Genomic DNA, 24,362 nt, shown 5'->3' on the forward strand with positions numbered 1-24,362 from the left:
ACTATTTTGACTGAGATAATATTTTACTAATTAATTCAACTACTGAACCTAAAACTGGACTGAGAACAACCACTGATGCTGCTGCAATGATAATAGTTCTTGCTGTTTGTCCTTGTTCTTTTACTAATTGAAAAAATCTTTCATCCCATCGTTTAACTTCATCTTCAATACGTTGGTTTGTTGCCTGGATTTCTCGTTCAAAACGTTGGTTTGTGTCTTGAATATCTCGATCTAATTTATCGAGTCTTGAATTAGTTAATTCAACTAAGGTTAAAATACGGGTTAGTTGTTCTTGTTCCGTCATGGATTGATTTTTTATAACTTTACTCTCTACAATTATAGTAGAGCAGGGCCGGTTTATTTAACTTATTTGTGAGTCTCATAAATTTTGTCAAAAACCCACAATTATAGTCTATTATATTTATCTAAAGAATAAGGTGGTGGGGCGGGTTTATTTAACTTATTTGTGAGTCTCATAAATTTTGTCAAAAACCCACAATCATAGTCTATTATATTTATCTAAAGAATAAGGTGGTAGGGCGGGTTTATTTAACTTATTTGTGAGTCTCATAAATTTTGTCAAAAACCCGCCCCTACAAATCTGGATAATGTGTTTTTGTGTACCAATTTAGATATTAATGGATATTAAGCAATTTTTTCGTGCGACTAACACAACCAAAACCCTAAATATCCAAAATGAATGAGGGGTGTGGGTGGATAGAGGGACATTTACGAGGTCATGATGAGAAGAAGGAGTTGTAGGATATTTGTTTAAGGAAGTAGTAGGGGCGGGTTTTTTCCATGATTTTTGCTGCTCATAAATAAGTTAAATAAACCCACCGTGCCTTATCATTAAAGAGTAATAATTAAACCTATAATGTCATTGTAAATTGGAATTTAACCCATGAGTCAAGAACCTATTAGCGTCATCTACTCCCTTGATGAAATTTTCACTAGGTTAGAACAAAAAATAGACAAACTAGACAACAAATTAGAACAGAAAATCGACGGACTAGAAAACAAAATCGACAAACTAGAAGACAAAATCGACAGACAATCAGAGGAAATGGCTGGGATAAAAGCTACTTTGCAAGCACAACAGCCATTAATTCAAAAAATCCCTGATTTAGCCGAAAAAGTAGGGGAACTGAAGAACTGGAGACAAATCGTTATTATAGTGCTAACAACAATTATCAGTGGTTCGATCACTTGGGTTATTCGAGGGGGAACCTTTAAACCTTAACCTGATGATAGTATCGTTGGAAAAATTATAACTCCGAACTCTGAAAACCGAACTCAGGTGTATAGTTACATTTATTTTGGATATAATAAAAAACAGAGTTTTGAAGTTACTTTTATTAAAATAATGAAACAAACAATTATTTATTTGCCGGAAGAAACCGAAGCTAATTTACAAGAATTAGTCAATAAAAAAGGTCAATCTATTTCCGAATTAGTCCAAGAACTAATCAACAATTATTTAAGTCAATTTCCCCAAAAAATTCCTAAATCAGTAGGAATGGGTGCTAGTGGGAGAAATGATTTATCCTCTAAAGTAGATGAATTATTAACGTTTGTTTACATTAGAAAGAATTGGGAGGAATAGCAGTTAAAACAAATCGTCCAACTGTTCCTAATAAAGCAGTTCCTAAAATTCCAATTAAAGCGCAAATCTTATTTTTTTGAGAGTTTTCTATTTTTTCAATTCGTTTATCTAAAGTAGTTACTTTCTCATCTAACGATTTAAGATTGCCCCTAACTTCTCCTTGCAAAGTTGCTATTTCAATCTTGATATCAGTGACATCTTTCTGAAGATTATCTAACTTTTGGTTAATGCTGGTTAATACTTCTTTTAAATCTTGTTCTATGGTGATACTCATCTTGTTTCTTAGTTTTTTATCTATTATACAATTTATTTGTGTTTGGGCATGGCAAATATCGAGTTTTCTGGAATTATTAATAGTTTTTTAAGGCCATGCCCCTACAATTTTTATTTGTGGTTTGGGCATGGCAAATATGAGTTTTTCTGGAATTATCAATAGTTTTCTGATGCCATGCCCCTACAATTTTTGATACAATCTATAAAGACTGTAAATAAGTTAAAAATTCTGTCAATTCTGTAGATGTTAATTGAGAACGCGATCGCTTATTATATTTATTAATTAAATATTCTCTACCTTGATCAATTGTCCATTGTAAGCGTTGCATTTCAGCTAAAATTTGGTCATTTTCTGTTAATTCAATAACTCCTGCTATCAACTTCCAACAGGGATCACCTCCTTCCCAACCTGGTGGTATACGGGGCATACTTAAACTAATAGTTACTAAACAAGCACCTTGAATATTTTCGCCTTGATCTAATCTTTCTGTCAACTTAGGATCAGTAATTGAAACATTCTCCAAAATCTGTCCGTTAACAGTTATTACACTGCCTTTCCAATTAGTAATACCCGTCGATCTGGGAATTCCTATAACTTGAAAATCTCTTGTATAAACTAACTGTAAAGTGCGTCTTTCTGCTTTAGGTAAATGTTGTAAAAAAGGAACCGTTACATACTTATTATTATTATGTAGAATGTTCCAATAATATCCACAACAGCAAACAATATCAGACACTTTAGCTTGTCCAACTTTGCGCCATTTTCCCTCACCTATCCAATAATTTTCTGCCTCAAAACCGAAATCATTACCCTCATTTTCTAAAGGTATTTCTATAATATCTAATAAAGCTGGTTCTTGCTCATTTATTAATCTAATGGTGGCAGGAACTCGACCATCTTCAGGATAATCTTTACATATTGGACGTATCCATTGATGTGTAGTAACATCAACACCAGCAAGACACCGTTCCCCTTTTTTCCAAGAGTTCGCTAAACAAATTAATTGAGTTAATTTTGCCATAGAACTTGATCTGATTGATATCTCTTAGTATTCCCAAAATTTTATAAAATATCACACTAAATGCTTACAGACAGACCTTATGTCTGATACTATAAAAACTAAGCCTCCCGAAAGGAGGCTAAATTAAACCCGCGTAGGTGGGTTTTGTCTTTATAGCTGAACCCTTTAAGGTTGAAGTAGTCGATAAAAACTAAGCCTCCCGAAAGGAGGCTAAATTAAACCCGCGCAGGCGGGTTTTGTCTTTATAGCTGAACCCTTTAGGGTTTAAGCCTATAATTCCTAGCTTTAATAACTTATTAATAACACAGGAATCTTGCCTGTAACAAGTCCCGATTCTTATGCTACATAACTCATTGTACTGATAACTCAAACTAAGTGATGTACTTTAATATTACCCCAATGTTGGTTTAAATAGTCTGCAACCAGACGACGATGACAATTATGCGGTTTTGCTTCACTACATAATAAACATCCATCCTCAAGAATATCAGGAGAAATTGTTTTTTCTATTTGGCGATCGCTGATTAATTTGATAAACTTAGTTTCGTATATATTCCAATCTCCTTTTTTCTTTTTATAATCATCTAAAATATCTTGAGTAGGGGCTAATTCTATTAAGTGAATGTAATCAATATTAGCAATTTTACTCAAAAAGTATATGAGATCTTTTTTCTTAGCAAAACCCGCTAATTGAGATACATTATTCAATCTGACATCAATAATTTTTTTGACCCCTGAATTAATTAAAGATTCAAAAAAAGTTTCAGCAGTTTTCTGAGTAAAACCAATCGTATAAAGATTAATCAGATTATTTTGATTGTTCTTCTTTAGGTTGGACATAAGCAATAATTTCACCTTGTTTTTGATATGCTTGTTGCAGACATTGTTCTTTATCTAGAGAAGATGAGGAAGTATTAATAATATCAAATAAAGATAATTGTAACTGACTAAATCCTTGTTTGTCTAATAATCTATTTTCTAAGTCTTCATGAGATTCTAATTTTCCCGTCGGTAAAATATGCTTAATCTCTAAATTATAAGAGTTTAACTGCTGACAAACCAAAATAGTACGATGACAAGTTAAGGGATCTTTTTCCGCACACATTAAAGCTACTCGATACTTTTTAACTCCTTTGAGAACCCGTTGAATTCCTTCTTGAAATAAAGCAGTATTAGCAATTTTTTCATAAACAGCTTTACCATTAATATAACAATTTTCATTATTAGGTCTAGCCCCTAATTCTTGTCCCAAAAAAACATAAGTAATGTTTTCTTTTTCTAACGAAGCTTGTAATTCTGACTTATTAAAATGAGATAAATAACGACTATAAGGATGCGATCGTACATCAGCTACAGCAGTAATATGATGTTGTTTTAATAACTTAATAAAGTCTTCAAGACTATGATCAGAATGTCCAATAGTATAAAGTTCCATTATTCATCAATTATGACTTAACACTAAACTTATTTTAACCTAAATTAACCCCCTTGTAATATACTTTATTAATTTTCTTTAATGTAATGTCCGACAATCTGTTATAATTTTTACTAATAGATGATAAAAAATGTAATCAACCTGCTCATATTTCCATTCCCTATGACAACCCATTCTCTTATTCTTTTTCGACAAATTCGTCTTTTAGATCCAGTCAATGATACTGATATAATCAGAGATATTTTAATAAATAATAATATTATTCAAGCCATTGAACCTCAGATTGATAATATTACTCCAGAAACTCAAATTTTTGAAGCAGAAAATTTAATTATTGGCCCTGGTTTAATGGATTTATATAGTTATAGTGGAGAACCAGGATATGAAGATAGAGAAACCCTAATTTCTTTGACTAATGCTGCTGCTGCTGGAGGATTTACTGATCTTGTTATTCTCCCCCAAACTGTTCCCCCTATTGATAATTGTGCAACGTTAGCATTTTTACAACAACAATCTAAAAGCTTAGATTCTCAAGTAAATCTTCACTTTTGGGGACACCTTACTCATAAAGGAGAAGGAGAAAAAATGACTGAATTAGTTGAATTATCAACCGCAGGAGTTGTCGGATTTACTGATAATAAAAGTATTGAAAATTTAGGATTATTAAGAAGATTTTTAGAGTATATTAACCCCCTTAATAAACCTATTGCTTTAGTTCCTGAAGCTATTTCTCTTAAAGGAAATGGAGTCATGAGAGAAGGAATTTGTTCTATTAATTATGGACTTCCTGGCAACCCAGAAATGACAGAAACAACCGCCATAGCGACAATTTTAGAAATGGTTGCTGTTACCCAAACTCCAGTTCATTTAATGCGAATTTCCACCAGTCGTGGTGTAGAATTAATTGCTACAGGGAAAGCAAGAGGACTTCCTATTACTGCTAGTACCACTTGGTTACATTTATTATTAGATACTGAAAATCTCGCCAATTATGATTCTAATTTAAAAGTAAATCCTCCATTAGGAAATAAAGAAGATCGTCAAGCATTAATTGAGGGAATAAACCAAGGAGTTATTGATGCGATCGCGGTTGATCATCAAGCTTATACTTATGAAGAAAAAACCGTTCCTTTTGCAGAAGCACCTCCTGGAGTAATTGGGTTAGAATTAGCTTTACCTTTATTGTGGCAAGAATTTGTTGTTAGTGGTCAATGGTCTGCGCTACAATTATGGAAGGTTTTAAGTGTTAATTCTCGACAATGTTTAGGACACACTTTAAATCTTATTCAAGTAGGAGAATCATCTAATTTTATTGTATTTGATCCAGAAAAAGTATGGAAAGTTACCCCATCTACGCTAAATTCTTTAGGTAGTAATACATCTTGGTTAGGACAAGAAATAAAAGGAAAAGTCTTGAAAATAAAATAAGCTTAATTCATGGGAGTGTATCAAATTTATGACACTACAGACTGACTTATCAACTCAAATGTTATTGGTTTCCAGAAATCGAATCTTATTGAGTAACTAAAACTTAGTTAAGTTACTTAATTCTTCGATATTAATTTGTTCATACTTTTCAAATGGTTGATAAATCCAAGGATTATCAGATAAATATTCTACATAATAATCCGGTTTAACCACCGAACAACTTTTATACCATAAAACAGCAGTCCGAATTTCTTGAATATCTGCCCCATAATTAGAGTATAACCACTGACTAATCTGTTGTATACTAATACCAGAATCTACTAAATCGTCTACTAATAAAACATGACTGCCTAATTTTGATCCAATCATAGATAGATGTTCATTGATTTTAATTTCTCCTTGAATCTTATTGTCTTTTCCCCCATAAGAAGCAGCAGTAATAATTGCTAAAGGTTGATGATATAGACGACTGAGAATATCCCCAATTCTGAGTCCCCCTTTAGCGATACAAACAATTTGATTAAATTGCCACTGGGAACGATAAATTTGAACCGCTAAAGTTTCAATATGTTGATGATATTGTTCCCAGGAAATATACAAATCTGACATAATTTTTTTAATTATGAATTATGAATTATGAATTATGAATTATGAATTATGAATTATGAATTATGAATTATGAATTATGAATTACGAATTATGAATTACGAATTATGAATTACGAATTATGAATTATGAATTATGAATTATGAATTATGAATTATGAATTATGAATTATGAATTATGAATTATGAATTACGAATTACAAATTATGAATTATAATTCAATAAAAAATTATAACTTATCCAAAAAGGTATCGCTTCAAAAGGCGAGGTTTCAGACCCCATTACTTAATTTTATAATTTATAATTCATAATTCATAATTCATAATTCTTTATGACGTAATTGACCCATTAAACTCGCCATTTCTAAGGCATTCAGACCATAATTCCAACCCAAATTACTCTTAATTCCTGCCCGTTCTAAAGCTTGTTGTAGAGTATCTGTAGTCAAAATACCAAACACCACTGGAACCCCTGTCTGAAAACCAACCGCCGCTATTCCTTTAGCTGCTTCAGCGGCCACATAATCAAAATGGGGAGTTTGTCCACGAATAATAGCCCCAAGACAAATAATTGCATCATAACCCCCTCCTAAAGCTAATTGACGGGCAACTAAGGGAACCTCAAAGCTTCCGGGAACCCATACATAATCAACTTGAGTTCCGTTAGGGTCAACATTAACACCGTGACGCTTGAGACAGTCTTGACACCCAGACAAAAGTTTATCGGTGACTAAATCGTTAAAACGACCGATGACAATGGCAAAACGAAAGGAAGACGGGTCTTGAGTAAAAGTTCCCTCAAAAATTGTCATGATTTTTAGTTAATAAGTATTAGCCAATTCTGTCTATATTCGGGCAAAATCCCCACCTACAGCTTAACCGAAGGCGGGGGATTTTTCAGACCCAACTTAAATCACAAAGAAGTTCAATATGGCCACCACCACGACTAAAATAGCCCAGATAGCAGAACCTAGATAGAGTAAGGGTTTAGACTGATTCCAGTTTTGGGGGGATGCATAAGCAACCGGGACACCGACCACCATAACAAAGGAAAATAAAACAAGGGCCGCTAAAAAAAATTGAAAGATGATAGACATGATACGGTTCTCCTACAGTTCTTCTAAAATAAGGGTGAGCAATAGAGCTAGTTTCTAACTCGAATAAAAGCTTCCTGAATATTGACGCTCCCCGCCGTAAAACGGACGGGGATTCTTGGTTCAACGAGTCCACTTAACCTAGATTCCTTGCGTTATCGTTCGCCAGAGGTGGTTCTCTCCCCAAGCTTTAACTTTGGGTGCGCCCCACCCTAGTTGTATTTCTACAAAATTTGCTTGAATTGAAGTGTTTAACTCCAAATACTGCTTTGTCTAGTTCCTGCAAAAATTTTACCTACCCACAGGTAGAAACTAGCACAATTAGGTAGAACCCCATATCTTCGATTGTCAAGGTAAAGCGTATGCCTCTCGGCTACTGGGTTTTTAAACAGGTTGATTACCCTTGCCTGTTATATTGAGTATAGCAAGAGGGAAGACACCAAAGCGAGCTAATCAGAGAGTTTATTCGAGGGCTTAAATCTCAAATAAAAAGCCGTCCTTCGCTCTGCGTTCATGACGGGACTTTAAACCTAAATTTTCGGTAATCATTCCCCCCGAAGCAATCTCATTAAATTGTAATTTAGATTTATTAGTCAAAAATGCCAAACAATGCCTTTATTTTGCTTATAAGTGGTTTATTTGCTGGATTGTTGGCCGGACTGTTGGGCATTGGTGGGGGAACAGTATTAGTACCTTTATTGGTAGCCCTCAAATATACTCCCTTACAAGCGGTGGCCACCAGTAGTTTAGCCATTGTCATTACTTCTGTCTCAGGAAGTATACAGAATTGGCGTATGGGCTATTTAGATTTTAATCGGGTTATTTTTTTAGCTATTCCTGCTTTAATTACAGCACAATTAGGGGTATTTTTATCAAATCACTTACCTAATTATATCTTATTATTGTCTTTTGGAATATTTCTAATTATTAATATTTTATTAGGAAATTTACGTCAATATCTTATTAGTAGTGATAATTTAACCAATGGGGTCAATATTTCTCCGATTTTGGCTCGTTTAATTACTGGAGGACTGGCAGGAGTTTTAGCCGGTTTATTTGGTATTGGTGGAGGAGTGATTATGGTTCCTCTACAAATGTTATTTTTAGGAGAATCAATTAAAGTAGCAATTCAAACCAGTTTAGGGGTGATTGTTATTACTGCTATTTCTGCTTGTGTGGGTCATGCTTTACATGGGAATGTGTTATTTTCTGTAGGAATAATATTAGGAACTGGAGGATTAATTGGGGCGCAAATTAGTACCCGTTTTTTACCTAAGTTACCTGATAGAATTGTTCGCTTATGTTTCTATGGATTATTAGCAATTTTAGCGGTTTATACTTTTTATCAAGCTTGGGAAAGTTATCAATAAATATGTAGGATGTGTTCCCAACGCATCTCACTATCTATAGCGTATTTAACTATTTTTTGCGTAAGTCCTATTTATTAAGTACCTGCTTGAAAAATCTGGTTAGCTGTTAAAATTAATTCGGGAAAAGTTGGCGATACTATTACTTCATCACCTCTAAACTGTGTAATTTGATATTCTTCATCTATCAGTTCATGAATTAAGATAGTTGGTTGTTTAGGACTACCGATAAATCTTCTACCACCTAATCCTAAATAATCGACAATCCAATATTCAACAATACCTATTTCTTCATAATCTTTTACTTTTGTTAAGTAATCAACTCGCCAATTAGTGCTAACAACTTCAATAACTAAAGGAATAGATACACCTTGAGTTACTGTAGATGATTTTTTCCATAAAGGTTCATTAACTAAGTTGGGACGATTTAATATTAAAATATCTGGTAAATAAGCTGATTCACCATCAGGTACTTTAACAAATGCTTGATTAGGTAGGAAATAAGGCAAATTTAATCGTCTGTATTCAAAAGCTAATTCATTGATTAAAAATCCTTTAACTTCTTCATGTTCTCCTACTGGTTGTGGCATTTCAATAATTACTCCATCATGCAATTCATAGAGTCCCCCTTCTAGTTTCCACTGGGCAAATTCTTCAAAGGTTACTGGTTTAGTTTTAGCGATAACTTGAACCATTTGTTTACCTACTTTATACTGATATTACCTAATTATAACTCAATACTATTAAATCGGGGCTATTTCATTCTCTAAAATACCCTAACCCTAAAGGGTTGGGCTATAGGAACAAAGCCCGCCTGCGCGGGCTATCCTATTAATATTTGAGCCTGCGTAGGCAGGCTTCGTTCCTATAGCTTCAGGCTTCAGCCTGTCGCGAGTATTTCTGCTATTAAATCGGGTCATTATTGAGGTTGACAAAATTATTTAAGTATTCATAAAATTCTCGAAATAAAGGACATCTTTGTTGAACAATATTGGGATGTAAATTTAATAATAATAATGGTGTATGTTCTTTCTTAGAAAAACGATTTTGATCTATATTACTGCTTTACCACCAGGTTTCTGTCGAATAGGTGTTTTTCTGTCAAAGGTATAGTTAGGAAAATTCTTTTTTAAGAAGTTAATAAGTCCTCCATTTTCAAGCATAGAATGATGTCTATTTCGTCGTTTAATTATAATTCAATAAGTGACTAAAAAATCAATTGTGTGTATCTATTTACTATTAAAAATTAATAATTACATTTTAATTTATTTCTTGCTATAATAAGTTCTTGGACATAAATAAACATAACCATCGCAAGATTGCTTCGGGGTGGTGTTAAACCAGTGAACAGTAAACAGTAAACAGTTATCAAAACTTTTAACTGATAACTGATAACTGATAACTGATAACTGAATAACCCCCCTCGCAATGACATTATTTATTTTTGTCCAGCTACTTAGTTGAGTTAGAGTAATATAGTGAAGCAGGAAAAGTTGTTTCCGTTGAAGATGTAAAAGCTAAATTTAGATTACAAAAATGAAAATTCTTTAGACAGAAACAGCGATTAATCATTTGTCTTCTATCTACAATTATATAATTACATAAAATTTGTAGGGGCGGGTTTTTTACATAAATCAATGATTCTAAAAAAAAGTTAAATAAACCCGCCTCCACCTTTGCTAATAAACCATTCCGACTATATCAAAACCCGCCTTTGCTGTGTAATTAATTTTGCGCGCGCTACTTATCATTAATTGTAAACATTGTAACCTGTGACAGCCTAGAATAGTGTGTTACTTTAAAACAAAAAGTAACGCTGTGCCATCGGTAATTTTGCCATAGCTTCAGCCGTTAATAATTTACCATCGGCCCTCACTTCATAAGTTTCTGGATTTACTTCAATATGAGGAGTTGCATTATTATGAATCAGATTTGCTTTCCCAATATTACGAGTATTAGAAACAGCAACAACCCTCGAAGTTAACCCCAAATTTTGCGGAATTTCTAACTCTAAACTTGCTTGAGACATAAAGGTTAAAGAAGTGGCCCCAATAGCCCCCCCAAACGCCCCAAACATCGGACGCATATACACAGGTTCAGGAGTAGGAATACTGGCATTAGGATCACCCATTTGCGCCCAAACTATCATCCCTCCTTTGATAACAACTTCCGGTTTTACCCCAAAAAAAGCAGGTTTCCATAAACATACATCCGCTAATTTTCCAGGTTCAATAGAACCCACATAAGTCGAAATTCCATGAGCGATCGCGGGATTAATTGTATACTTAGCAATATATCGTTTAGCCCGAAAATTATCATTATCTGAAGTGGTAGAAACCGGACTAGGAGACGATAAAAATCCTCGTTGTACCTTCATCTTATGGGCAGTTTGCCAAGTCCTAATAATCACTTCTCCTACTCGTCCCATCGCCTGAGAATCAGAAGACATAATACTAATTACACCTAAATCATGTAAAATATCCTCAGCCGCAATAGTTTCTTTTCTAATTCTTGAATCAGCAAATAAAACATCTTCGTCAATATTTGGGTCAAGATGATGACAAACCATCAACATATCTCGATGTTCTGCAATAGTATTAATCGTATAAGGACGAGTGGGATTAGTAGAAGCAGGTAACACATTCGCATAGCTACAAACCCGCAAAATATCAGGCGCGTGACCCCCTCCGGCCCCTTCCGTATGAAAAGTATGAATTACGCGATTTTTGAAGGCAGCGATGGTATTTTCCACAAATCCCGCCTCATTTAGCGTATCCGTATGAATGGCCACCTGTACATCATATTCATCGGCCACACTCAAACAAGTATCAATGGCCGCAGGAGTAGTTCCCCAGTCCTCATGCAGCTTTAACCCCAATGCCCCCGCTTTTATTTGTTGTACTAATCCATCAGGAACGCTACAATTACCCTTACCAAAAAATCCTAAATTGATGGGGAAAGCATCGGCCGCTTGTAACATCCGGTAAATATGCCAAGGGCCAGGAGTACAAGTAGTGGCAGTAGTTCCGGCGGCCGGCCCCGTTCCCCCTCCGATCATCGTGGTAATACCCGATGCTAGGGCGGTTTCTATCTGTTGGGGACAAATGAAGTGAATGTGGGTATCGATGCCTCCAGGGGTCAAAATTCGCCCCTCTCCGGCGATGATTTCGGTGCCAGGGCCAATAATAATATCAATGTTATCTTGGGTGTAAGGATTCCCCGCTTTGCCAATTTTGTCAATTTTGCCGTTTTTTATGCCTATATCAGCTTTAACAATGCCCCAATGATCAAGTATTAAAGCATTAGTAATGACCGTATCAGCAGCCTGATCGTCCCCTTCTCCGTTAATAATAGGAGATTGTCCCATACCATCCCGGATCACTTTCCCACCGCCAAATTTTACCTCCTCTCCGTATGTAGTATAGTCTGCTTCTACTTCAATCAGTAAATCGGTATCGGCTAGACGAATGCGATCGCCGATAGTGGGGCCAAACATAGCAGCATATTTTTGACGATCCATACGATAACTCATGAGGGTTTCTCCTAACTTTTCAATACTTTTTTTACTAAAGTTTATAATTTGTAGTCGATTGTTTGCTGCTAATTTGGTGTATTAGAATTCGGGTAGGTTGGGTTTCGTGCCTCAACCCAACCTACCATCTATTGCCTTATTTTAACCCACCATCTTAAGTATTGTAGCTCCGACATACATTTCATCTCAATTTAGCTTAATAATATTGTAGGGGTCAACGGCTGTTGACCCCTACAAAACAGGCAAGATGCGGTGTTCCACACGTATAATTTAGTCCACGAAGGTGGACTTTGTTTCTATAGGATAAGGCTTTAGCCTTTTATTAATTATTAGTTTAGCATAGTTTGTCCCGTAGAACCATATTTCTAACTGATAATTCTAAAAAACGTAAATAATAAAATTATTTCTACAAATTACAATAGTTTGATAAACTCATCAATACTTAAATCAGCCCGTTTAATAATTGCGCTTAATGTCCCTTTTGCTACCGTTTTATGATTGGGAATAGTTACTTGACATTGAGGACTTTCTCTTACCATTGTAATATGACTTCCTCTTTGCCTAAAAATCACAAAGCCTATTTTTTCTAATGCTTTAATACATTCTTTTCCAGAAATTATCGGTAATTTACTCATACTGTAACAGAGGTAATTTCTATTTTGTCTTCGGGAATTAATTCACCTCTTTCTTGCAACACTTCTAAATGAAGTGTAATCGCTTCTTGAATATTTTGTAAAGCTTCTTGACGGGTTTCTCCCTGACTAATACATCCTGGAAGACTAGGCACTTCTGCAATAATATAACCATCTTCATCAGGATAAAGAAAAACAATTCTTTCGTTATTAATTTTATTGACTGTCATCTTTTTTAGAAATCGATAAGGCTATTTTTGCAATTATAACACGAAAAGTATCTCAATACTTTTCGTGAGTTAAAAATGTTACGAAATTAGTCTAATATTTTATTAATAGTAGATTTATAACTGTTAATGATCGCCAAACAAGTTCTCGCCATTTTGTTGATCTTAGCTGTAAAATAAATGAAAGCGAATATTGAAGACACGGAACCTATTTTAGAAACCGTTAATCCCAATTAGGGATATCTATTTGCTTTTATTAACATTTGTCTTTCTAAAATCCTTTCAGAATTATTAAATTGAAAAATTCGTGCCGTTACTTCACCAATATCTGTTATAGTTTGAATGATAGCATTGTCAAGATGAAAATGCTCTTTCCATTGATCACGGCGAGGATTAAAAAATCTTATTAATTCTCCTGTTCGCCAAATAATTGATCCTAAATCTGTTCCTTTATTAAGGTTGCAAAAAATACAAGCATAGGCTAAATTTTCCGGGGTTGTTTCTCCCCCATGTTTAAGACTGATGATGTGATCAACGTGACAACCAGAGAGACGATCCCTGGCTAAAATAAGACAATACTCACATCTAAAATTAGCCCTTTGTGCAACTAATCTTCTTAATTCTATCCCTATATAAGTTCGAGACATAATTACCCTTTTAGTGAGATTGCGCTGATTGAGTTTGCATGATAATGTATGCTTTAGCTTTAGCTAATGTAACAATATGTTCCAGCACTAAAAGTTCATCTAGTTCTTTCTGTTCTTCTGGCGTTAATTTTTCCAGTTTTGCTCGATAAATAAGGTCTTCTAACTGTTCTTGGGTACTCTCAGAATACTGGAAGTTGACTAAAGTTTCTGGTGTGACTCCTGCTGCCAGAAAATCGATAAACTCGTCATAAATTTTTCGTTGATTTTGAATTGATATAGTCATTATTGTTTACCTAAAATAAATACTTTGTCTAGTGTATTTTCAACAAAATCTCCTATCCAACCGCCGTAATTTCAATCACATTGCCATCAAAATCTTGAGTGAAACAAGCCCCTCGACCTGAACTACTTTTTTGAATCGGGCAATCATAACTTTCTAAACGTTCGAGCATCTCATCCAAATTATCAACCTCAAAAGCAAGATGATAATTACGTCCCAATTTTTCTTTATTCGCCAAATTAACTATTAAATTAGGATCAACAATCAAGTGAATTTGATAATCTCCTAACTGATACCAAACCCCCGAAAAATTCAAAGTCCGCTCAACCTTTTCTAACCCTAAAATAGTGCCATAAAAATATTCGGCTTTTTCTAGATCAGACACTAAAATAGAACTATGAAGATACCTAATTATTTTCATACTTTAATCCTAATTAAATGCATCAGCCGTCTCAGGAGAAGCCGCTAATTCCGCCAGACGTTCCTGTTGATCTTGACCAATACAAGTTTGAATCATATCCTCAATATTCCCTTCTAATGCCCCCACCAAACTAAAATTTTGCCCCAGACGATGATCCGTCACCCGATTGTCCTTATAGTTATAAGTACGAATTTTTTCTGAACGAGATCCCGTTCCCACCTGCGATCGCCGCATAGAACTAACGGCCTCTTGTTGTTCCCGCAATTTGGCCTCATATAACTTAGCCCGCAAAATTTGCATGGCCCGTTCCCTGTTTTGTAACTGTGAACGTTCCTCAGTACAAAAGATACGAATACCCGTCGGTTTATGAAACAAATCTACTGCCGTTTCCACCTTGTTAACATTTTGTCCACCGGCCCCACCAGAACGCGCTGTCGTCAGTTCAATATCTTTAGGATCAATATGAATTTCCACCTCATCGACTTCAGGCATAATAGCCACCGTCGCAGTTGAAGTATGAACCCGTCCTCCCGCTTCCGTCACCGGAACACGCTGTACCCGATGAACCCCCGCTTCAAATTTAAGCTTACTATAAACCCGTTCTCCTGTAATTTCGAGAATAGCCTCTTTAAAGCCGCCCATATCCGCTAAAGACTCACTAACCAACTTAACTGTCCATTTTTGTTCTTCAGCATAACGAGAATACATTCTCACCAAATCTCCCGCCCAAATACTGGCTTCATCTCCCCCAGTTCCGGCGCGAATTTCTAGCATAATATTCTTATCATCATTAGGATCACGAGGCAGCAAAAGAACTTTAAGATGTTTTTCCAATTCTTGCAACTTCTCGTCTAATTCTGCCACTTCTAAAGCAGCCATTTCTTTTAATTCTAGATCTCCACCAGCATCTTTAACAATTTGTCTAGCTTCGGCCAATTCTTGTGTGGTTTGCTGCCAAATTTCATAAGTATTCACCGTTTCTTCTAAAGAAGAACGAGCCTTAGCTACTCGTTGTAACTCATCAGGGTTACTCGTAATAGCCGGATCAGCCAAACGGCGAGTCAACTCATGAAAAGTTTGCTCAACTGATTGTAATTTTTCTAATAAATAAGATTCAGCCATAAGATGTTAACCAGTTATTTCTACTTCTGATAAATAATGTTAACCCAGCAGAGTTTCTGCTGGGTTAATTAAATAAACCTCTCGGTTATTCTGCTGGGGCATCAGATTTTTTGTCTTCTTTTTTACCCCCTTTGCCAAGCATTCCATAACGTTTTTGGAAACGATCAACCCGTCCTTCAGTATCAATAATTTTTTGAGTTCCTGTGAAAAAGGGATGATTTCCCGACCAGATTTCAACGTTAATTTGAGGTTTAGTCGAACCAACCGTCAGAACGTGTTCGCCATTACAAATGACTTTTGCTTCTGGATACCAAGTAGGATGAATGTCAGGTTTAGCCATAGTCTTGCTTGAGATAATAAACTGTTAACTTATCGTTTAGAGTATTGAGGAGCTTTACGAGCTTTATGTAACCCGTATTTCTTACGCTCTGTCGCACGAGGATCTCTGGTTAAATAGCCTTCCGTTTTTAGAGGTTGACGATTTTCGGGAGCCAGTTGACATAAAGCTCTAGCTACACCTAGTTTAACCGCATCCGCTTGGCCAGTCAGTCCTCCCCCATGAGCATTAACTAGAATATCATAGTCATTTTCCAGTCCCAAAGTTTCTAAAGGAGCTTTCAGAGATTGGATATAGGCGGGAATACGGTTAAAATAGTCCTTTCCTGGTTTCTTATTCACAATAATTTCTCCAGTACCAGGGACTAAACGAACTCTAGCCACCGCCTCTTTACGACGACCTGTTCCCCAATAAACGACTTTATCTTTAGTATCAGTGGCTTGCATTAGTTATCTCCGGCGGGAATAGTATTAAGGATCAATTCTTCAGGTTGTTGAGCATCATGAGGATGACTCGCACCTGGATAGACTTTCATTTTGGTAAACAGTTTACGGCCCAAGGAATTTTTCGGTAACATTCCTTTAACCGCCTGTTCAATAATTCTTTCAGGAATACGGGCTTGCAGTTTCTCAAAATTCTCAACTTTCATCCCTCCTGGTCTACCAGAATGGCGACGGTAGAGTTTTTGACTACTTTTTTTGCCTGTTACCACCACTTTCTCAGCATTGACGACAATGACAAAATCCCCCGTATCTAGATGGGGAGTATAGGTAGGTTTGTTTTTGCCCCGTAAAATTTGAGCAATTTCAGACGCTAACCGGCCTAAACGCTGATCGGCTGCATCTACCACGTACCATTTCGGTTCGAGGTTATTAATATTAGGAATTATGGTTTTGTTCATGAGAATTATCGAAGGTTTGTGTGATTTATTTCATGAGTATTAACTCATAGAACAAGGAATTCGTCCCTGAGTCACCGATAAGGAGCTATCAAGAACTTGATTAAAGATAAACAGGGGTTGAGTATCAAACCAAACATGGGAGGGAAAAGGAAACTCCTCATAACCAACCCGCAACAGACACAGTCCTTGAGGGGGGGCCGAATATTTAACCTCTTCTCGCCGTTCCTTAACCCAAATATCGGTAAAATTGGCTAAGGAACGTTTTCCACTACCGACTTCTACCAACATTCCCATCAACAAACGTACCATCCCGTATAAAAACCCATTGGCTTGAATTTCTACATGAATCAAAGGCCCTTGTTGGTAACATTGAACCGCTTGAATGTCAACCCAAGAATGATCTCGATCAGAACCGGCCCGATGAAAAGCCGACAAGTGGTGCTTTCCCATCAGGGGGATTAAGGCCTCTTGCATCAAAAAAGGGTTTAAAGGCGAATGATAATAGTGCCAACTAAAAGGCTTCACAAACAGATTAGGTCGTTTGTCGGTGTAAAAGGTATAACGATAACGTCGCCATCGGGCCGAGAATCTGGCGTGCCATGTCAGAGGCACTGAGGCTGAGGCACGAATCAGAACGTCATCGGGTAAGCGAGGGTTGAGAATATCGGCCCAGCGCATCGCTGGAATGGGGCTAAAGGTATCAAAATGAGCGACTTGGGCAGCCGCATGAACTCCCGAATCAGTTCGTCCGGCCGCCTTTACATTCAGCCGATGGCCCAATACCTCGGTTATGGCTTTTTCTAACTCTTCTTGAACGGTTCGCTGCTTGGGTTGTCGCTGCCAGCCATGAAAATCGTTGCCTAAGTATTGAATGACTAAGGCAACTCGTTGTTTTTTTGATGAGGCAACATTTTCCATAAGCTTACTCGTTCCTTGAACCCATTAGACAAGCTCAATAATGGCCATTTCAGCATTATCCCCTCGGCGACGCAAAGTACGAACTACTCTAGTATAGCCGCCGTTACGGTTGCCATAGCGTTCTGGAGCTTCGGCAAACAGCTTATGAACTAACTTTTTCTCATAGAGATAGCCTAACGCTTTACGTCTGGCCGACAGAGAACCTTCTTTAGCTAGAGTAATCATTCTGTCCACTTCGGCCCGCACCGCTTTGGCCCGGGTTTGGGTGGTTTGAATTTGACCGTGATGGATTAATTGAGTAGCCAGCGATCGCAGCAACGCTTTCCGTTGGTCGGCTGGTTTGCCTAGTTGAGGCACGCGACACCGATGACGCATAGTGCTTGTTTCTCCTAATGGTAAAATTACCATGATCAATTATTCAAGAACAATGATCATGGGTAATAGGGGTTAAGTTTTGGCTTTTTCCTGGGGTAAGGTAATGCCTAAACGCTTTTGCAGGGCCTCAATAACTTCTTCAGCAGATTTTTGACCGAAATTTTTGATTTCTAGCAGATCTTCTTGGCTATAATCTAATAAATCGGCTACTGTATTGATTTGCGCCCGTTTCAAACAGTTGTAAGCCCGTACCGATAGCTGTAATTCTTCGATGGGAATTTGGCTTTGAGGATTATCATCATCTTGATAATCAGGGGTACTAGTTTCAAGCTGATTGAGATCTTTGAGGGGACTAAATAAATCTACAAGGATCTCGGCCGCTTCAGAAAGTGCTTCTTTGGGGTTAAAACTCCCATTTGTCCAAATTTCCAACATTAGCCGATCTTGAGCTTGTCCCTCATCTCCTCGGATATCCTCGATACTATAGTTAACTTTCGTAACGGGCATGAAAATTGCATCGATTTGTAAAAAATCTAGAGAGCTACCATCATCTTTGCTCCGATTTATCGCCGCGTATCCCGTTCCCTTATCAATACGAAATTCCATCTCTAGTTTAGCCCCTGCTGTAAGAGTGGCTACGTATTGAGTCGGATCGATCACTTCCACTTCTGATGGCATATCAAATTGAGCGGCGGTGATCGTGCCAGGGCCAGTAGCTACTAAACGACCAATCTGAGGTTGATCAGCATAACTTTTGAGAACCATCTCTTTCATGTTGAGCATGATTTCTAATACGTCCTCTCTCACCCCAGGAATGGTGGCAAATTCATGATTGACCCCCGCAATGCGAACAGCAGTCACCGCCGTTCCTTCTAAATTGGCCAATAAAACGCGCCTTAGGGCATTGCCTACGGTTGTTCCCTGACCACGCTCTAAAGGTTCTAAAACAAATTTACTGTATTGACTTTGATTTTTTTGAGTCTTAGATTCTATACACTCAATTTGAAATTGCGCCACGACCATGATCTCCCTTCATTGTCAAATTCCTCCAAGGCGCGGAATTTCGCGCCCGCACCAACGCCAAAAATCCTTGTAATCCAAGATTGAGGACGATTGGCTAAACTCGACGTCGCTTTGGTGGACGACAACCGTTATGAGGAATGGGGGTTACATCCCGAATCAGGGTAATTTCTAATCCTGCCCCTTGTAAGGCCCTGATGGCCGTTTCTCGTCCTGCTCCTGGCCCACTGACCATCACTTCAAGTTGTCTCATTCCTTGATCAACGGCTCGGCGAGCGGCCGCATCTGCTGCTGTCTGAGCCGCAAAGGGTGTTCCTTTTTTTGCCCCTTTAAATCCGCTAGATCCGGCGGATGCCCAAGATACTACGTCACCTCTGGTATCTGCTATGGTAACAATAGTATTGTTAAAGGTGGACTGAATATGAGCCACTCCTGTAGGAATGTTTTTCTTTTGTTTCTTTGGGCCGCTTTTTTTAGTTGGTCGCGCCATAGTTCTTTGCTGAAATCTCTGGTTAATTCAATTGCTAATAACAATGCTTTATTTCTTAGCTGGAGCTTTTTTCTTCCCAGCTACTGTGACTCTTCTTCCTCGACGGGTACGAGCATTAGTTCGAGTTCTTTGTCCTCTCACGGGTAATCCCTGACGGTGTCTACGACCTCGATAAGTGCCAATGTCTACTAACCGCTTGATGTTCATCGCTTCCCAACGTCTCAAATCTCCTTCGATTTGATAATTGGTTTCGATAAAGGCCCGCAAGGCCGCGACTTCTTCATCCGTTAAGTCTCTGACTCGGGTGTCAGCATTGACTCCTGTTTCTGCTAAGATTTCATGAGATCGAGATAAACCGATACCATAGAGATAAGTTAACCCGATTTCCACACGCTTATCCCGAGGCAGGTCTATACCAGCTATCCTCGCCACGTTTGTTCTCCCTGTACGTTGTTTGGTTTTAATGCTAGGTCTTTAAGTTAATCAATTTTGAGATAGGTTGTCGTTCTTAACCTTGGCGTTGTTTATGCTTCGGATTAGAACAAATTACCATTACCCGACCGCGCCTCCTAATGACACGGCATTTCTCACACATTTTTTTGACTGATGCTCTAACTTTCATTGCTTTTTCTACAGCATTACTGCAAGCTTATTATTATAGCAAATTTTACGTTCTAAGTCAGCTTATTATAAGAATTTTTTTTGAGAACTTCCTATTATTCCAACTTATGCCTTTTTATTTTTTGCCTTTGAGTCGATAAGTGATTCTTCCTTTGGTCAAGTCATAAGGGGTTAGTTCCACTTTAACCCGATCTCCCGGTAGAATTTTAATATAATTTCGACGAATTTTCCCGGAAATATGAGCTAATACGTTAAACCCATTATCGAGATCCACCCTAAACATGGCATTAGGAAGAGATTCCATTACCGTTCCCTCCATTTCAATTAAATCTTGTTTAGACAAACTATTTCGCCTCAAATGGTACACGCCAGAAAAATCCCCTCACTAGCCTAACCTGTCTTTTTTAGACAAGCCAATGGTTAGGAGACAGACTCTCCCTTATACATATATTAGCAAACAATAGTCATTTAGTTACTGATTTTTTCTCTCCCGTACCTGTGGTGATAACAAAATCTTATATATCGTAGGGTGTGTTAGGCGCGGGCCATAATTTGTGAATTCTAATCTAGTTTTCCTGTCCGCACCGTAACCCACTTTTCGAGATTTTGTAACATATAATACATTTTCCCCAAGATGCTGGGAAATACCAAATTTTCACTTATAGGGTGATAATATTGCTTAAAGAAGTGGTTACGGCTTCGGGCAGTTGATTTCCATCGACCGAATGAAGACGTTGAAGTTGACGATAATAATCGAGGACTGGTTGAGTTTTTTCGAGGTAAACTTCTAACCGACGGCGGATAGTCTCCTCATTGTCGTCCTTACGCCCTCTAGAGAGTAATCGCTCTACCAGTACGTCTTCTGGCACTTCTAAATTAACAGCTTGTTCAGAAAATTGAGGCAATTTCTCAAGTAACTGATCTAAAAAAGTTGCCTGAGTCACATTGCGAGGAAATCCATCTAAAATCCACCCTTTTTGAGCATCTTCTTGATTTAATCGTTCCTCAATTAAATCTAATAACAACTCATCGGGAACTAATTCTCCGAGATCAACATAACTTTGTGCTTTTTGTCCCAAGACAGTTTTAGCATCAATAGCTTGTCGTAACATTTCTCCAGTAGAAATGTGAGGAATTTGTAATTGTTCTGATAAAACCTCTGCTTGAGTGCCTTTTCCTGAACCAGGAGGCCCCAAAAAAATTAATCCCTTAGCTTGCGTCATTTTTTAATATTTTGATTATGTTGTTCAAAATTTAGGGGTAATTTGTGAATTACCCCTACAAAAAATACAATAACTATTGTTTAATCATCCCTTCATAGCGTTGGGAGATCACATAAGTTTGGATTTGTTTAGCAGTATCGATGGCTACCCCGACTAAAATCAGGAGAGAAGTTGCTCCCAACCCTTGAAAGGTAGTGACCTGAGTTGCCCCTTCAACTAGGGTAGGAATAGTAGCCACAATACTTAAAAACAGGGCCCCCAGGAACGTCAGACGATTGAGTACCCCTTCTAAATACTCTTTAGTTTTCTCTCCTGGACGAATCCCTGGAATACTAGCCCCCATTTTCTTAAGATTTTTAGAGATATCTTCCGGGTTAACAATCAAGGAAGCATAAAAATAGCTAAAAAAGAGAATCAACAAAGAGTAAACCCCAATATAAATCCAACTTCCCGGACGTAAAGCATTAGCTATTTGTACCAGAATCTGACTTACGGGCCCTTGAGTTCCAAAAAATCCGGCTAAAGACTGGGGTAAAATGAGGACGGCTGAAGCAAAAATGATAGGCATAACCCCACCTTGGTTCAGTCGCAAAGGCAAATAACTGGTTCTTTCTCGATATAAACGGCGGCCCACTTGACGACGAGCAGAAATAATCGGAATACGTCGAGTTCCTTCTTGAACAAAGACAATACCGACAATCATCATCAAAAAGACAGACAAGAGAATAACCACTTGAGCAACCGCTTGACGGCCACCCGTTTGAGCATAATCAATGGTATTTCCTAGTGTTCTTGGCAAACTAGCGACAATATTGACAAAAATCAATAAAGAAGCCCCGTTACCAATGCCCCTTTCTGTAATTATCTCTGATATCCACATAACTAACATGGAACCAGCAGTCAAAGCCAAAACCGTTGATGGGACAAACCAGAAATTCTTATCAACGGCATATTGTTGGAGTAACCCAACCGTAATAGCCAAACTTTGAATAACTGCCCAACCCAAAGAAATATAGCGAGTAAATTGGGCAATTTTTCTTCTTCCGGCTTCTCCCTCATTTTTCTGTAAATCTTCCAGATAAGGAATAGCAGCCGTCAAAAGCTGGATAATAATGGAGGCATTAATATAAGGAAGAATTCCCAAGGCAAGAAGCCCCAAAGTGGAAATCCCTCCCCCCGTAAAGATATCGAGAAAGCCTAAAACCGGACTATTACTAATCGCGGCAGCAAAAGCTTGTCTATCAATTCCTGGGATGGGAATAAAAATGCCAAAGCGAATTAAAATTAATAATCCAATGGTAATCAGCAGCCGACCTCGAAGGCCGGCTGCCTGGGCCATTTGTAAAAACGTTTCTTGTGCTGTAGGAGTTTTATCTCGACTGACAACCATTAATGGCGACCTCAGTTATCAATGATCAATTGTTACTTATTAATTATCAATGGTTTTTGCAGTTATAGCAGGAGTCTGCCCTGTGGGAAGGCAAAAAGCAAAAGGCAAAAGGCAAAAGGCAAGAATAAATTAAAATTTATCTAAGTTAAGAAATATGAACCCAAAGGCTAAAAATATTTCCTTGGCCCTTGTGCCTGTTTCCTTAAGTACCGCGCGCAAAATTAATTGCACAGCCTCCGGCGCGGGTTTTGATATAGTCGTAATGGTTGAGTAACAAAGGTAGTAAGGGCGGGTTTATTTAATTTTTTTGTGAGAATCATTGATTTATGTAAAAAACCCGCCCCTACAAATTTTGTGTAATTAATTCTGTCTACCTACTTACTTATGCGCTTTGACAATTGCCGCCAGCTTGTTCAATTTTGGCTTGAGCGGTTTTAGTAAAAGCCGCAGCAGTTACCTCCAGAGCAATGGTTAACTCTCCATCTCCCAAGACTTTAAGAGGGCCATCATTAGTAGTAATAATTCCCAGTTCCATCAAACTTTCTAAGGTAACAGATGAGTTAGGAGAGATTACATTCAGTTGACTAACATTAACGATGGTGTAATGTTTCTGATTAACCAGAGGAAAATGTTTCAGTTTAGGAACGCGGCGATAAAGAGGCATTTGTCCCCCTTCAAACCCTGCTCTTGTCCCTGTACCGGAACGGGATTTTTGCCCCCGCATTCCGAAACCACAACTAGCACCCTGTCCAGCCGCGATACCTCGGCCAACCCGACGGCTACGATGTGTAGAGCCTTCTTTCGGGCTAAGTTCATGAATTCTCATAATTTCTCTTCTGGTGATGTTTAACTTAGGTATACAGATGCTCTAAAGGAACACCTCTTTCTTGTGCCACTTCAGCCAAAGTGCGTAACGCTTCGAGAGCATTAACCACGGCCCTAGCATTATTGAGAGGATTATTAGAACCTAATTGTTTAGCGAGGATATTTTTCACCCCGGCCAATTCTAAAACCGTCCGCACGGCTCCCCCTGCGATTACACCAGTACCAGGAGCGGCAGGTCTTACAATTACTTTAGCCCCGCCAGAGGTTCCATTAACTAGGTGAGTAATAGAATTAGATTTAGTCAAGGCCACATCAATCAACTGTTTTTTGCCATCAGCAACGCCTTTACGCACTGCTCCGATGACATCTCCAGCTTTACCAACACCAACCCCAACTTGGCCATTTTCATTACCAACAACCACAATAGCTCGGAAGCTCAATTTTTTACCGCCCTTAACCACTTTACTAACACGGCGAATTTGAATTACTCGCTCTTGCCAGTTTGTTTCTTTGGCTTTAGTTCGGCCACCTTTACGACGTTTTGCCATATTTTTTACCCTTTAACTATATTG

The 24,362-nt window shown here is 37.7% G+C and carries 34 protein-coding genes; 4 read left to right on the top strand and 30 right to left on the bottom strand.

From position 1 onward, the window contains the following. Position 1: 1 nt before the first annotated feature. Entirely contained in the window at positions 2 to 304 is a 303-nt protein-coding gene (locus AsFPU1_RS06460) for a hypothetical protein (protein WP_124972159.1), read from the bottom strand. A 600-nt stretch (positions 305 to 904) separates the two neighbouring features. Between AsFPU1_RS06460 and AsFPU1_RS22520 the strand changes: the two genes are divergently transcribed. Both AsFPU1_RS22520 and AsFPU1_RS06470 read left to right on the top strand, forming a co-directional pair. After that, entirely contained in the window at positions 905 to 1,243 is a 339-nt protein-coding gene (locus AsFPU1_RS22520; RefSeq protein ID WP_172957446.1) for a hypothetical protein, read from the top strand. A gap of 123 nt (positions 1,244 to 1,366) precedes the next feature. Then, complete coding sequence (locus AsFPU1_RS06470) at positions 1,367 to 1,606, top strand: ribbon-helix-helix domain-containing protein (RefSeq protein ID WP_124972157.1); 240 nt, start codon at positions 1,367 to 1,369, stop codon at positions 1,604 to 1,606. Here AsFPU1_RS06470 and AsFPU1_RS06475 read toward each other — a convergent pair. The 4 genes from AsFPU1_RS06475 to AsFPU1_RS06490 all read right to left on the bottom strand — a co-directional run bounded on the left by AsFPU1_RS06475 (position 1,584) and on the right by AsFPU1_RS06490 (position 4,336). After that, positions 1,584 to 1,880: a hypothetical protein gene (locus AsFPU1_RS06475; protein WP_124972155.1), complete on the bottom strand. Its 297-nt coding sequence runs from the start codon at positions 1,878 to 1,880 to the stop codon at positions 1,584 to 1,586. The two genes, AsFPU1_RS06470 and AsFPU1_RS06475, sit on opposite strands and share 23 nt — an antisense overlap. A gap of 199 nt (positions 1,881 to 2,079) precedes the next feature. After that, positions 2,080 to 2,901 carry a dual OB domain-containing protein gene (locus AsFPU1_RS06480; RefSeq protein ID WP_124972153.1) on the bottom strand — a complete coding sequence of 274 codons (822 nt, stop codon included), beginning with the start codon at positions 2,899 to 2,901 and terminating at the stop codon, positions 2,080 to 2,082. A 366-nt stretch (positions 2,902 to 3,267) separates the two neighbouring features. Next, positions 3,268 to 3,741 (bottom strand): DUF488 domain-containing protein, encoded by a 474-nt coding sequence (locus AsFPU1_RS06485; RefSeq protein WP_124972151.1) that lies wholly within the window; start codon positions 3,739 to 3,741, stop codon positions 3,268 to 3,270. Further along, the gene (locus AsFPU1_RS06490) at positions 3,710 to 4,336 is read right to left on the bottom strand and encodes a DUF488 domain-containing protein (protein ID WP_124972149.1); all 627 of its coding nucleotides are present in this window, start codon (positions 4,334 to 4,336) and stop codon (positions 3,710 to 3,712) included. Before AsFPU1_RS06490 ends, AsFPU1_RS06485 begins: the two co-directional genes overlap by 32 nt. A 162-nt stretch (positions 4,337 to 4,498) precedes the next feature. Here AsFPU1_RS06490 and AsFPU1_RS06495 point away from each other — a divergent pair, with 162 nt between their 5' ends. Then, positions 4,499 to 5,764: a dihydroorotase gene (locus AsFPU1_RS06495; RefSeq protein WP_124972147.1), complete on the top strand. Its 1,266-nt coding sequence runs from the start codon at positions 4,499 to 4,501 to the stop codon at positions 5,762 to 5,764. A 96-nt stretch (positions 5,765 to 5,860) separates the two neighbouring features. Here AsFPU1_RS06495 and AsFPU1_RS06500 read toward each other — a convergent pair whose 3' ends face one another. The 3 genes from AsFPU1_RS06500 to psbZ all read right to left on the bottom strand — a co-directional run bounded on the left by AsFPU1_RS06500 (position 5,861) and on the right by psbZ (position 7,465). Continuing rightward, positions 5,861 to 6,373, bottom strand: coding sequence for a phosphoribosyltransferase (locus AsFPU1_RS06500; RefSeq protein ID WP_124972146.1), 513 nt, complete (start codon positions 6,371 to 6,373; stop codon positions 5,861 to 5,863). 315 nt (positions 6,374 to 6,688) lie between these two features. After that, on the bottom strand, positions 6,689 to 7,180 hold the full coding sequence (gene ribH / locus AsFPU1_RS06505) for a 6,7-dimethyl-8-ribityllumazine synthase (RefSeq protein ID WP_124972144.1): 492 nt from the start codon (positions 7,178 to 7,180) through the stop codon (positions 6,689 to 6,691). 96 nt (positions 7,181 to 7,276) lie between these two features. Further along, positions 7,277 to 7,465 carry a photosystem II reaction center protein PsbZ gene (gene psbZ / locus AsFPU1_RS06510; RefSeq protein WP_124972142.1) on the bottom strand — a complete coding sequence of 63 codons (189 nt, stop codon included), beginning with the start codon at positions 7,463 to 7,465 and terminating at the stop codon, positions 7,277 to 7,279. 596 nt (positions 7,466 to 8,061) lie between these two features. Between psbZ and AsFPU1_RS06515 the strand changes: the two genes are divergently transcribed. After that, positions 8,062 to 8,832: a sulfite exporter TauE/SafE family protein gene (locus AsFPU1_RS06515; protein ID WP_124972140.1), complete on the top strand. Its 771-nt coding sequence runs from the start codon at positions 8,062 to 8,064 to the stop codon at positions 8,830 to 8,832. A gap of 74 nt (positions 8,833 to 8,906) precedes the next feature. On the opposite strand, the gene AsFPU1_RS06520 is transcribed toward AsFPU1_RS06515, so the two are convergent. The 22 genes from AsFPU1_RS06520 to rpsE all read right to left on the bottom strand — a co-directional run bounded on the left by AsFPU1_RS06520 (position 8,907) and on the right by rpsE (position 24,338). After that, complete coding sequence (locus AsFPU1_RS06520; protein ID WP_124972138.1) at positions 8,907 to 9,524, bottom strand: Uma2 family endonuclease; 618 nt, start codon at positions 9,522 to 9,524, stop codon at positions 8,907 to 8,909. 1,103 nt (positions 9,525 to 10,627) lie between these two features. Then, a complete protein-coding gene (ureC, locus tag AsFPU1_RS06525) occupies positions 10,628 to 12,361 on the bottom strand; it encodes an urease subunit alpha (RefSeq protein ID WP_172957445.1) in 1,734 nt (577 codons plus the stop codon). Positions 12,362 to 12,774: 413 nt separating this feature from the next. Then, entirely contained in the window at positions 12,775 to 12,996 is a 222-nt protein-coding gene (locus AsFPU1_RS06530) for a type II toxin-antitoxin system HicA family toxin (RefSeq protein ID WP_124972136.1), read from the bottom strand. Further along, positions 12,993 to 13,223, bottom strand: a complete 231-nt coding sequence (locus AsFPU1_RS06535; protein WP_124972133.1) for a type II toxin-antitoxin system HicB family antitoxin — start codon at positions 13,221 to 13,223, stop codon at positions 12,993 to 12,995. The genes AsFPU1_RS06530 and AsFPU1_RS06535 overlap by 4 nt, the downstream gene beginning before the upstream one ends. 230 nt (positions 13,224 to 13,453) lie before the next feature. Continuing rightward, positions 13,454 to 13,867, bottom strand: coding sequence for an HNH endonuclease (locus AsFPU1_RS06540; protein WP_124972131.1), 414 nt, complete (start codon positions 13,865 to 13,867; stop codon positions 13,454 to 13,456). Positions 13,868 to 13,877: 10 nt separating this feature from the next. After that, the gene (locus tag AsFPU1_RS06545; RefSeq protein ID WP_124972129.1) at positions 13,878 to 14,150 is read right to left on the bottom strand and encodes a hypothetical protein; all 273 of its coding nucleotides are present in this window, start codon (positions 14,148 to 14,150) and stop codon (positions 13,878 to 13,880) included. Positions 14,151 to 14,202: 52 nt separating this feature from the next. Continuing rightward, complete coding sequence (locus AsFPU1_RS06550; protein WP_124972127.1) at positions 14,203 to 14,568, bottom strand: VOC family protein; 366 nt, start codon at positions 14,566 to 14,568, stop codon at positions 14,203 to 14,205. 9 nt (positions 14,569 to 14,577) lie between these two features. Next, entirely contained in the window at positions 14,578 to 15,690 is a 1,113-nt protein-coding gene (gene prfA, locus AsFPU1_RS06555) for a peptide chain release factor 1 (protein ID WP_124972125.1), read from the bottom strand. A gap of 85 nt (positions 15,691 to 15,775) precedes the next feature. Next, entirely contained in the window at positions 15,776 to 16,030 is a 255-nt protein-coding gene (rpmE, locus tag AsFPU1_RS06560; protein WP_124972123.1) for a 50S ribosomal protein L31, read from the bottom strand. Positions 16,031 to 16,059: 29 nt separating this feature from the next. Beyond that, the gene (rpsI, locus tag AsFPU1_RS06565) at positions 16,060 to 16,473 is read right to left on the bottom strand and encodes a 30S ribosomal protein S9 (RefSeq protein WP_124972121.1); all 414 of its coding nucleotides are present in this window, start codon (positions 16,471 to 16,473) and stop codon (positions 16,060 to 16,062) included. Beyond that, positions 16,473 to 16,928, bottom strand: coding sequence for a 50S ribosomal protein L13 (gene rplM, locus AsFPU1_RS06570; protein ID WP_124972119.1), 456 nt, complete (start codon positions 16,926 to 16,928; stop codon positions 16,473 to 16,475). Before rplM ends, rpsI begins: the two co-directional genes overlap by 1 nt. Before the next feature lie 39 nt (positions 16,929 to 16,967). Then, the gene (truA, locus tag AsFPU1_RS06575) at positions 16,968 to 17,846 is read right to left on the bottom strand and encodes a tRNA pseudouridine(38-40) synthase TruA (protein ID WP_124972117.1); all 879 of its coding nucleotides are present in this window, start codon (positions 17,844 to 17,846) and stop codon (positions 16,968 to 16,970) included. Positions 17,847 to 17,870: 24 nt separating this feature from the next. Continuing rightward, entirely contained in the window at positions 17,871 to 18,221 is a 351-nt protein-coding gene (gene rplQ, locus AsFPU1_RS06580; protein WP_124972189.1) for a 50S ribosomal protein L17, read from the bottom strand. A 72-nt stretch (positions 18,222 to 18,293) separates the two neighbouring features. After that, the gene (locus AsFPU1_RS06585) at positions 18,294 to 19,238 is read right to left on the bottom strand and encodes a DNA-directed RNA polymerase subunit alpha (protein WP_124972115.1); all 945 of its coding nucleotides are present in this window, start codon (positions 19,236 to 19,238) and stop codon (positions 18,294 to 18,296) included. A gap of 100 nt (positions 19,239 to 19,338) precedes the next feature. Further along, the gene (gene rpsK / locus AsFPU1_RS06590) at positions 19,339 to 19,731 is read right to left on the bottom strand and encodes a 30S ribosomal protein S11 (protein WP_124972113.1); all 393 of its coding nucleotides are present in this window, start codon (positions 19,729 to 19,731) and stop codon (positions 19,339 to 19,341) included. Between the two features lie 48 nt (positions 19,732 to 19,779). Next, entirely contained in the window at positions 19,780 to 20,163 is a 384-nt protein-coding gene (rpsM, locus tag AsFPU1_RS06595) for a 30S ribosomal protein S13 (RefSeq protein WP_124972111.1), read from the bottom strand. 76 nt (positions 20,164 to 20,239) lie between these two features. After that, positions 20,240 to 20,353 carry a 50S ribosomal protein L36 gene (gene rpmJ, locus AsFPU1_RS06600; protein WP_012593611.1) on the bottom strand — a complete coding sequence of 38 codons (114 nt, stop codon included), beginning with the start codon at positions 20,351 to 20,353 and terminating at the stop codon, positions 20,240 to 20,242. Between the two features lie 114 nt (positions 20,354 to 20,467). Beyond that, complete coding sequence (gene infA, locus AsFPU1_RS06605; RefSeq protein WP_124972109.1) at positions 20,468 to 20,695, bottom strand: translation initiation factor IF-1; 228 nt, start codon at positions 20,693 to 20,695, stop codon at positions 20,468 to 20,470. Between the two features lie 316 nt (positions 20,696 to 21,011). Next, a complete protein-coding gene (locus tag AsFPU1_RS06610) occupies positions 21,012 to 21,575 on the bottom strand; it encodes an adenylate kinase (RefSeq protein ID WP_124972107.1) in 564 nt (187 codons plus the stop codon). 73 nt (positions 21,576 to 21,648) lie between these two features. After that, on the bottom strand, positions 21,649 to 22,965 hold the full coding sequence (secY, locus tag AsFPU1_RS06615; RefSeq protein ID WP_124972105.1) for a preprotein translocase subunit SecY: 1,317 nt from the start codon (positions 22,963 to 22,965) through the stop codon (positions 21,649 to 21,651). Positions 22,966 to 23,347: 382 nt separating this feature from the next. Further along, positions 23,348 to 23,791, bottom strand: coding sequence for a 50S ribosomal protein L15 (gene rplO, locus AsFPU1_RS06620; RefSeq protein ID WP_124972103.1), 444 nt, complete (start codon positions 23,789 to 23,791; stop codon positions 23,348 to 23,350). A 25-nt stretch (positions 23,792 to 23,816) separates the two neighbouring features. Continuing rightward, positions 23,817 to 24,338 carry a 30S ribosomal protein S5 gene (gene rpsE / locus AsFPU1_RS06625; protein ID WP_124972101.1) on the bottom strand — a complete coding sequence of 174 codons (522 nt, stop codon included), beginning with the start codon at positions 24,336 to 24,338 and terminating at the stop codon, positions 23,817 to 23,819. Positions 24,339 to 24,362: the final 24 nt, after the last annotated feature.

The sequence above is a fragment of the Aphanothece sacrum FPU1 genome, from assembly GCF_003864295.1.
GTDB lineage: Bacteria > Cyanobacteriota > Cyanobacteriia > Cyanobacteriales > Microcystaceae > Aphanothece_B > Aphanothece_B sacrum.

What these genes read in the sequence shown, in the direction of transcription:
- AsFPU1_RS06460 (WP_124972159.1), bottom strand. Translation starts at nt 304, where the DNA reads ATGACGGAACAAGAACAACTAACCCGTATTTTAACCTTAGTTGAATTA.
- AsFPU1_RS22520 (WP_172957446.1), top strand. Translation starts at nt 905, where the DNA reads ATGAGTCAAGAACCTATTAGCGTCATCTACTCCCTTGATGAAATTTTC.
- AsFPU1_RS06470 (WP_124972157.1), top strand. Translation starts at nt 1,367, where the DNA reads ATGAAACAAACAATTATTTATTTGCCGGAAGAAACCGAAGCTAATTTA.
- AsFPU1_RS06475 (WP_124972155.1), bottom strand. Translation starts at nt 1,880, where the DNA reads ATGAGTATCACCATAGAACAAGATTTAAAAGAAGTATTAACCAGCATT.
- AsFPU1_RS06480 (WP_124972153.1), bottom strand. Translation starts at nt 2,901, where the DNA reads ATGGCAAAATTAACTCAATTAATTTGTTTAGCGAACTCTTGGAAAAAA.
- AsFPU1_RS06485 (WP_124972151.1), bottom strand. Translation starts at nt 3,741, where the DNA reads ATGTCCAACCTAAAGAAGAACAATCAAAATAATCTGATTAATCTTTAT.
- AsFPU1_RS06490 (WP_124972149.1), bottom strand. Translation starts at nt 4,336, where the DNA reads ATGGAACTTTATACTATTGGACATTCTGATCATAGTCTTGAAGACTTT.
- AsFPU1_RS06495 (WP_124972147.1), top strand. Translation starts at nt 4,499, where the DNA reads ATGACAACCCATTCTCTTATTCTTTTTCGACAAATTCGTCTTTTAGAT.
- AsFPU1_RS06500 (WP_124972146.1), bottom strand. Translation starts at nt 6,373, where the DNA reads ATGTCAGATTTGTATATTTCCTGGGAACAATATCATCAACATATTGAA.
- ribH (WP_124972144.1), bottom strand. Translation starts at nt 7,180, where the DNA reads ATGACAATTTTTGAGGGAACTTTTACTCAAGACCCGTCTTCCTTTCGT.
- psbZ (WP_124972142.1), bottom strand. Translation starts at nt 7,465, where the DNA reads ATGTCTATCATCTTTCAATTTTTTTTAGCGGCCCTTGTTTTATTTTCC.
- AsFPU1_RS06515 (WP_124972140.1), top strand. Translation starts at nt 8,062, where the DNA reads ATGCCAAACAATGCCTTTATTTTGCTTATAAGTGGTTTATTTGCTGGA.
- AsFPU1_RS06520 (WP_124972138.1), bottom strand. Translation starts at nt 9,524, where the DNA reads ATGGTTCAAGTTATCGCTAAAACTAAACCAGTAACCTTTGAAGAATTT.
- ureC (WP_172957445.1), bottom strand. Translation starts at nt 12,361, where the DNA reads ATGAGTTATCGTATGGATCGTCAAAAATATGCTGCTATGTTTGGCCCC.
- AsFPU1_RS06530 (WP_124972136.1), bottom strand. Translation starts at nt 12,996, where the DNA reads ATGAGTAAATTACCGATAATTTCTGGAAAAGAATGTATTAAAGCATTA.
- AsFPU1_RS06535 (WP_124972133.1), bottom strand. Translation starts at nt 13,223, where the DNA reads ATGACAGTCAATAAAATTAATAACGAAAGAATTGTTTTTCTTTATCCT.
- AsFPU1_RS06540 (WP_124972131.1), bottom strand. Translation starts at nt 13,867, where the DNA reads ATGTCTCGAACTTATATAGGGATAGAATTAAGAAGATTAGTTGCACAA.
- AsFPU1_RS06545 (WP_124972129.1), bottom strand. Translation starts at nt 14,150, where the DNA reads ATGACTATATCAATTCAAAATCAACGAAAAATTTATGACGAGTTTATC.
- AsFPU1_RS06550 (WP_124972127.1), bottom strand. Translation starts at nt 14,568, where the DNA reads ATGAAAATAATTAGGTATCTTCATAGTTCTATTTTAGTGTCTGATCTA.
- prfA (WP_124972125.1), bottom strand. Translation starts at nt 15,690, where the DNA reads ATGGCTGAATCTTATTTATTAGAAAAATTACAATCAGTTGAGCAAACT.
- rpmE (WP_124972123.1), bottom strand. Translation starts at nt 16,030, where the DNA reads ATGGCTAAACCTGACATTCATCCTACTTGGTATCCAGAAGCAAAAGTC.
- rpsI (WP_124972121.1), bottom strand. Translation starts at nt 16,473, where the DNA reads ATGCAAGCCACTGATACTAAAGATAAAGTCGTTTATTGGGGAACAGGT.
- rplM (WP_124972119.1), bottom strand. Translation starts at nt 16,928, where the DNA reads ATGAACAAAACCATAATTCCTAATATTAATAACCTCGAACCGAAATGG.
- truA (WP_124972117.1), bottom strand. Translation starts at nt 17,846, where the DNA reads ATGGAAAATGTTGCCTCATCAAAAAAACAACGAGTTGCCTTAGTCATT.
- rplQ (WP_124972189.1), bottom strand. Translation starts at nt 18,221, where the DNA reads ATGCGTCATCGGTGTCGCGTGCCTCAACTAGGCAAACCAGCCGACCAA.
- rpsK (WP_124972113.1), bottom strand. Translation starts at nt 19,731, where the DNA reads ATGGCGCGACCAACTAAAAAAAGCGGCCCAAAGAAACAAAAGAAAAAC.
- rpmJ (WP_012593611.1), bottom strand. Translation starts at nt 20,353, where the DNA reads ATGAAAGTTAGAGCATCAGTCAAAAAAATGTGTGAGAAATGCCGTGTC.
- AsFPU1_RS06610 (WP_124972107.1), bottom strand. Translation starts at nt 21,575, where the DNA reads ATGACGCAAGCTAAGGGATTAATTTTTTTGGGGCCTCCTGGTTCAGGA.
- secY (WP_124972105.1), bottom strand. Translation starts at nt 22,965, where the DNA reads ATGGTTGTCAGTCGAGATAAAACTCCTACAGCACAAGAAACGTTTTTA.
- rplO (WP_124972103.1), bottom strand. Translation starts at nt 23,791, where the DNA reads ATGAGAATTCATGAACTTAGCCCGAAAGAAGGCTCTACACATCGTAGC.
- rpsE (WP_124972101.1), bottom strand. Translation starts at nt 24,338, where the DNA reads ATGGCAAAACGTCGTAAAGGTGGCCGAACTAAAGCCAAAGAAACAAAC.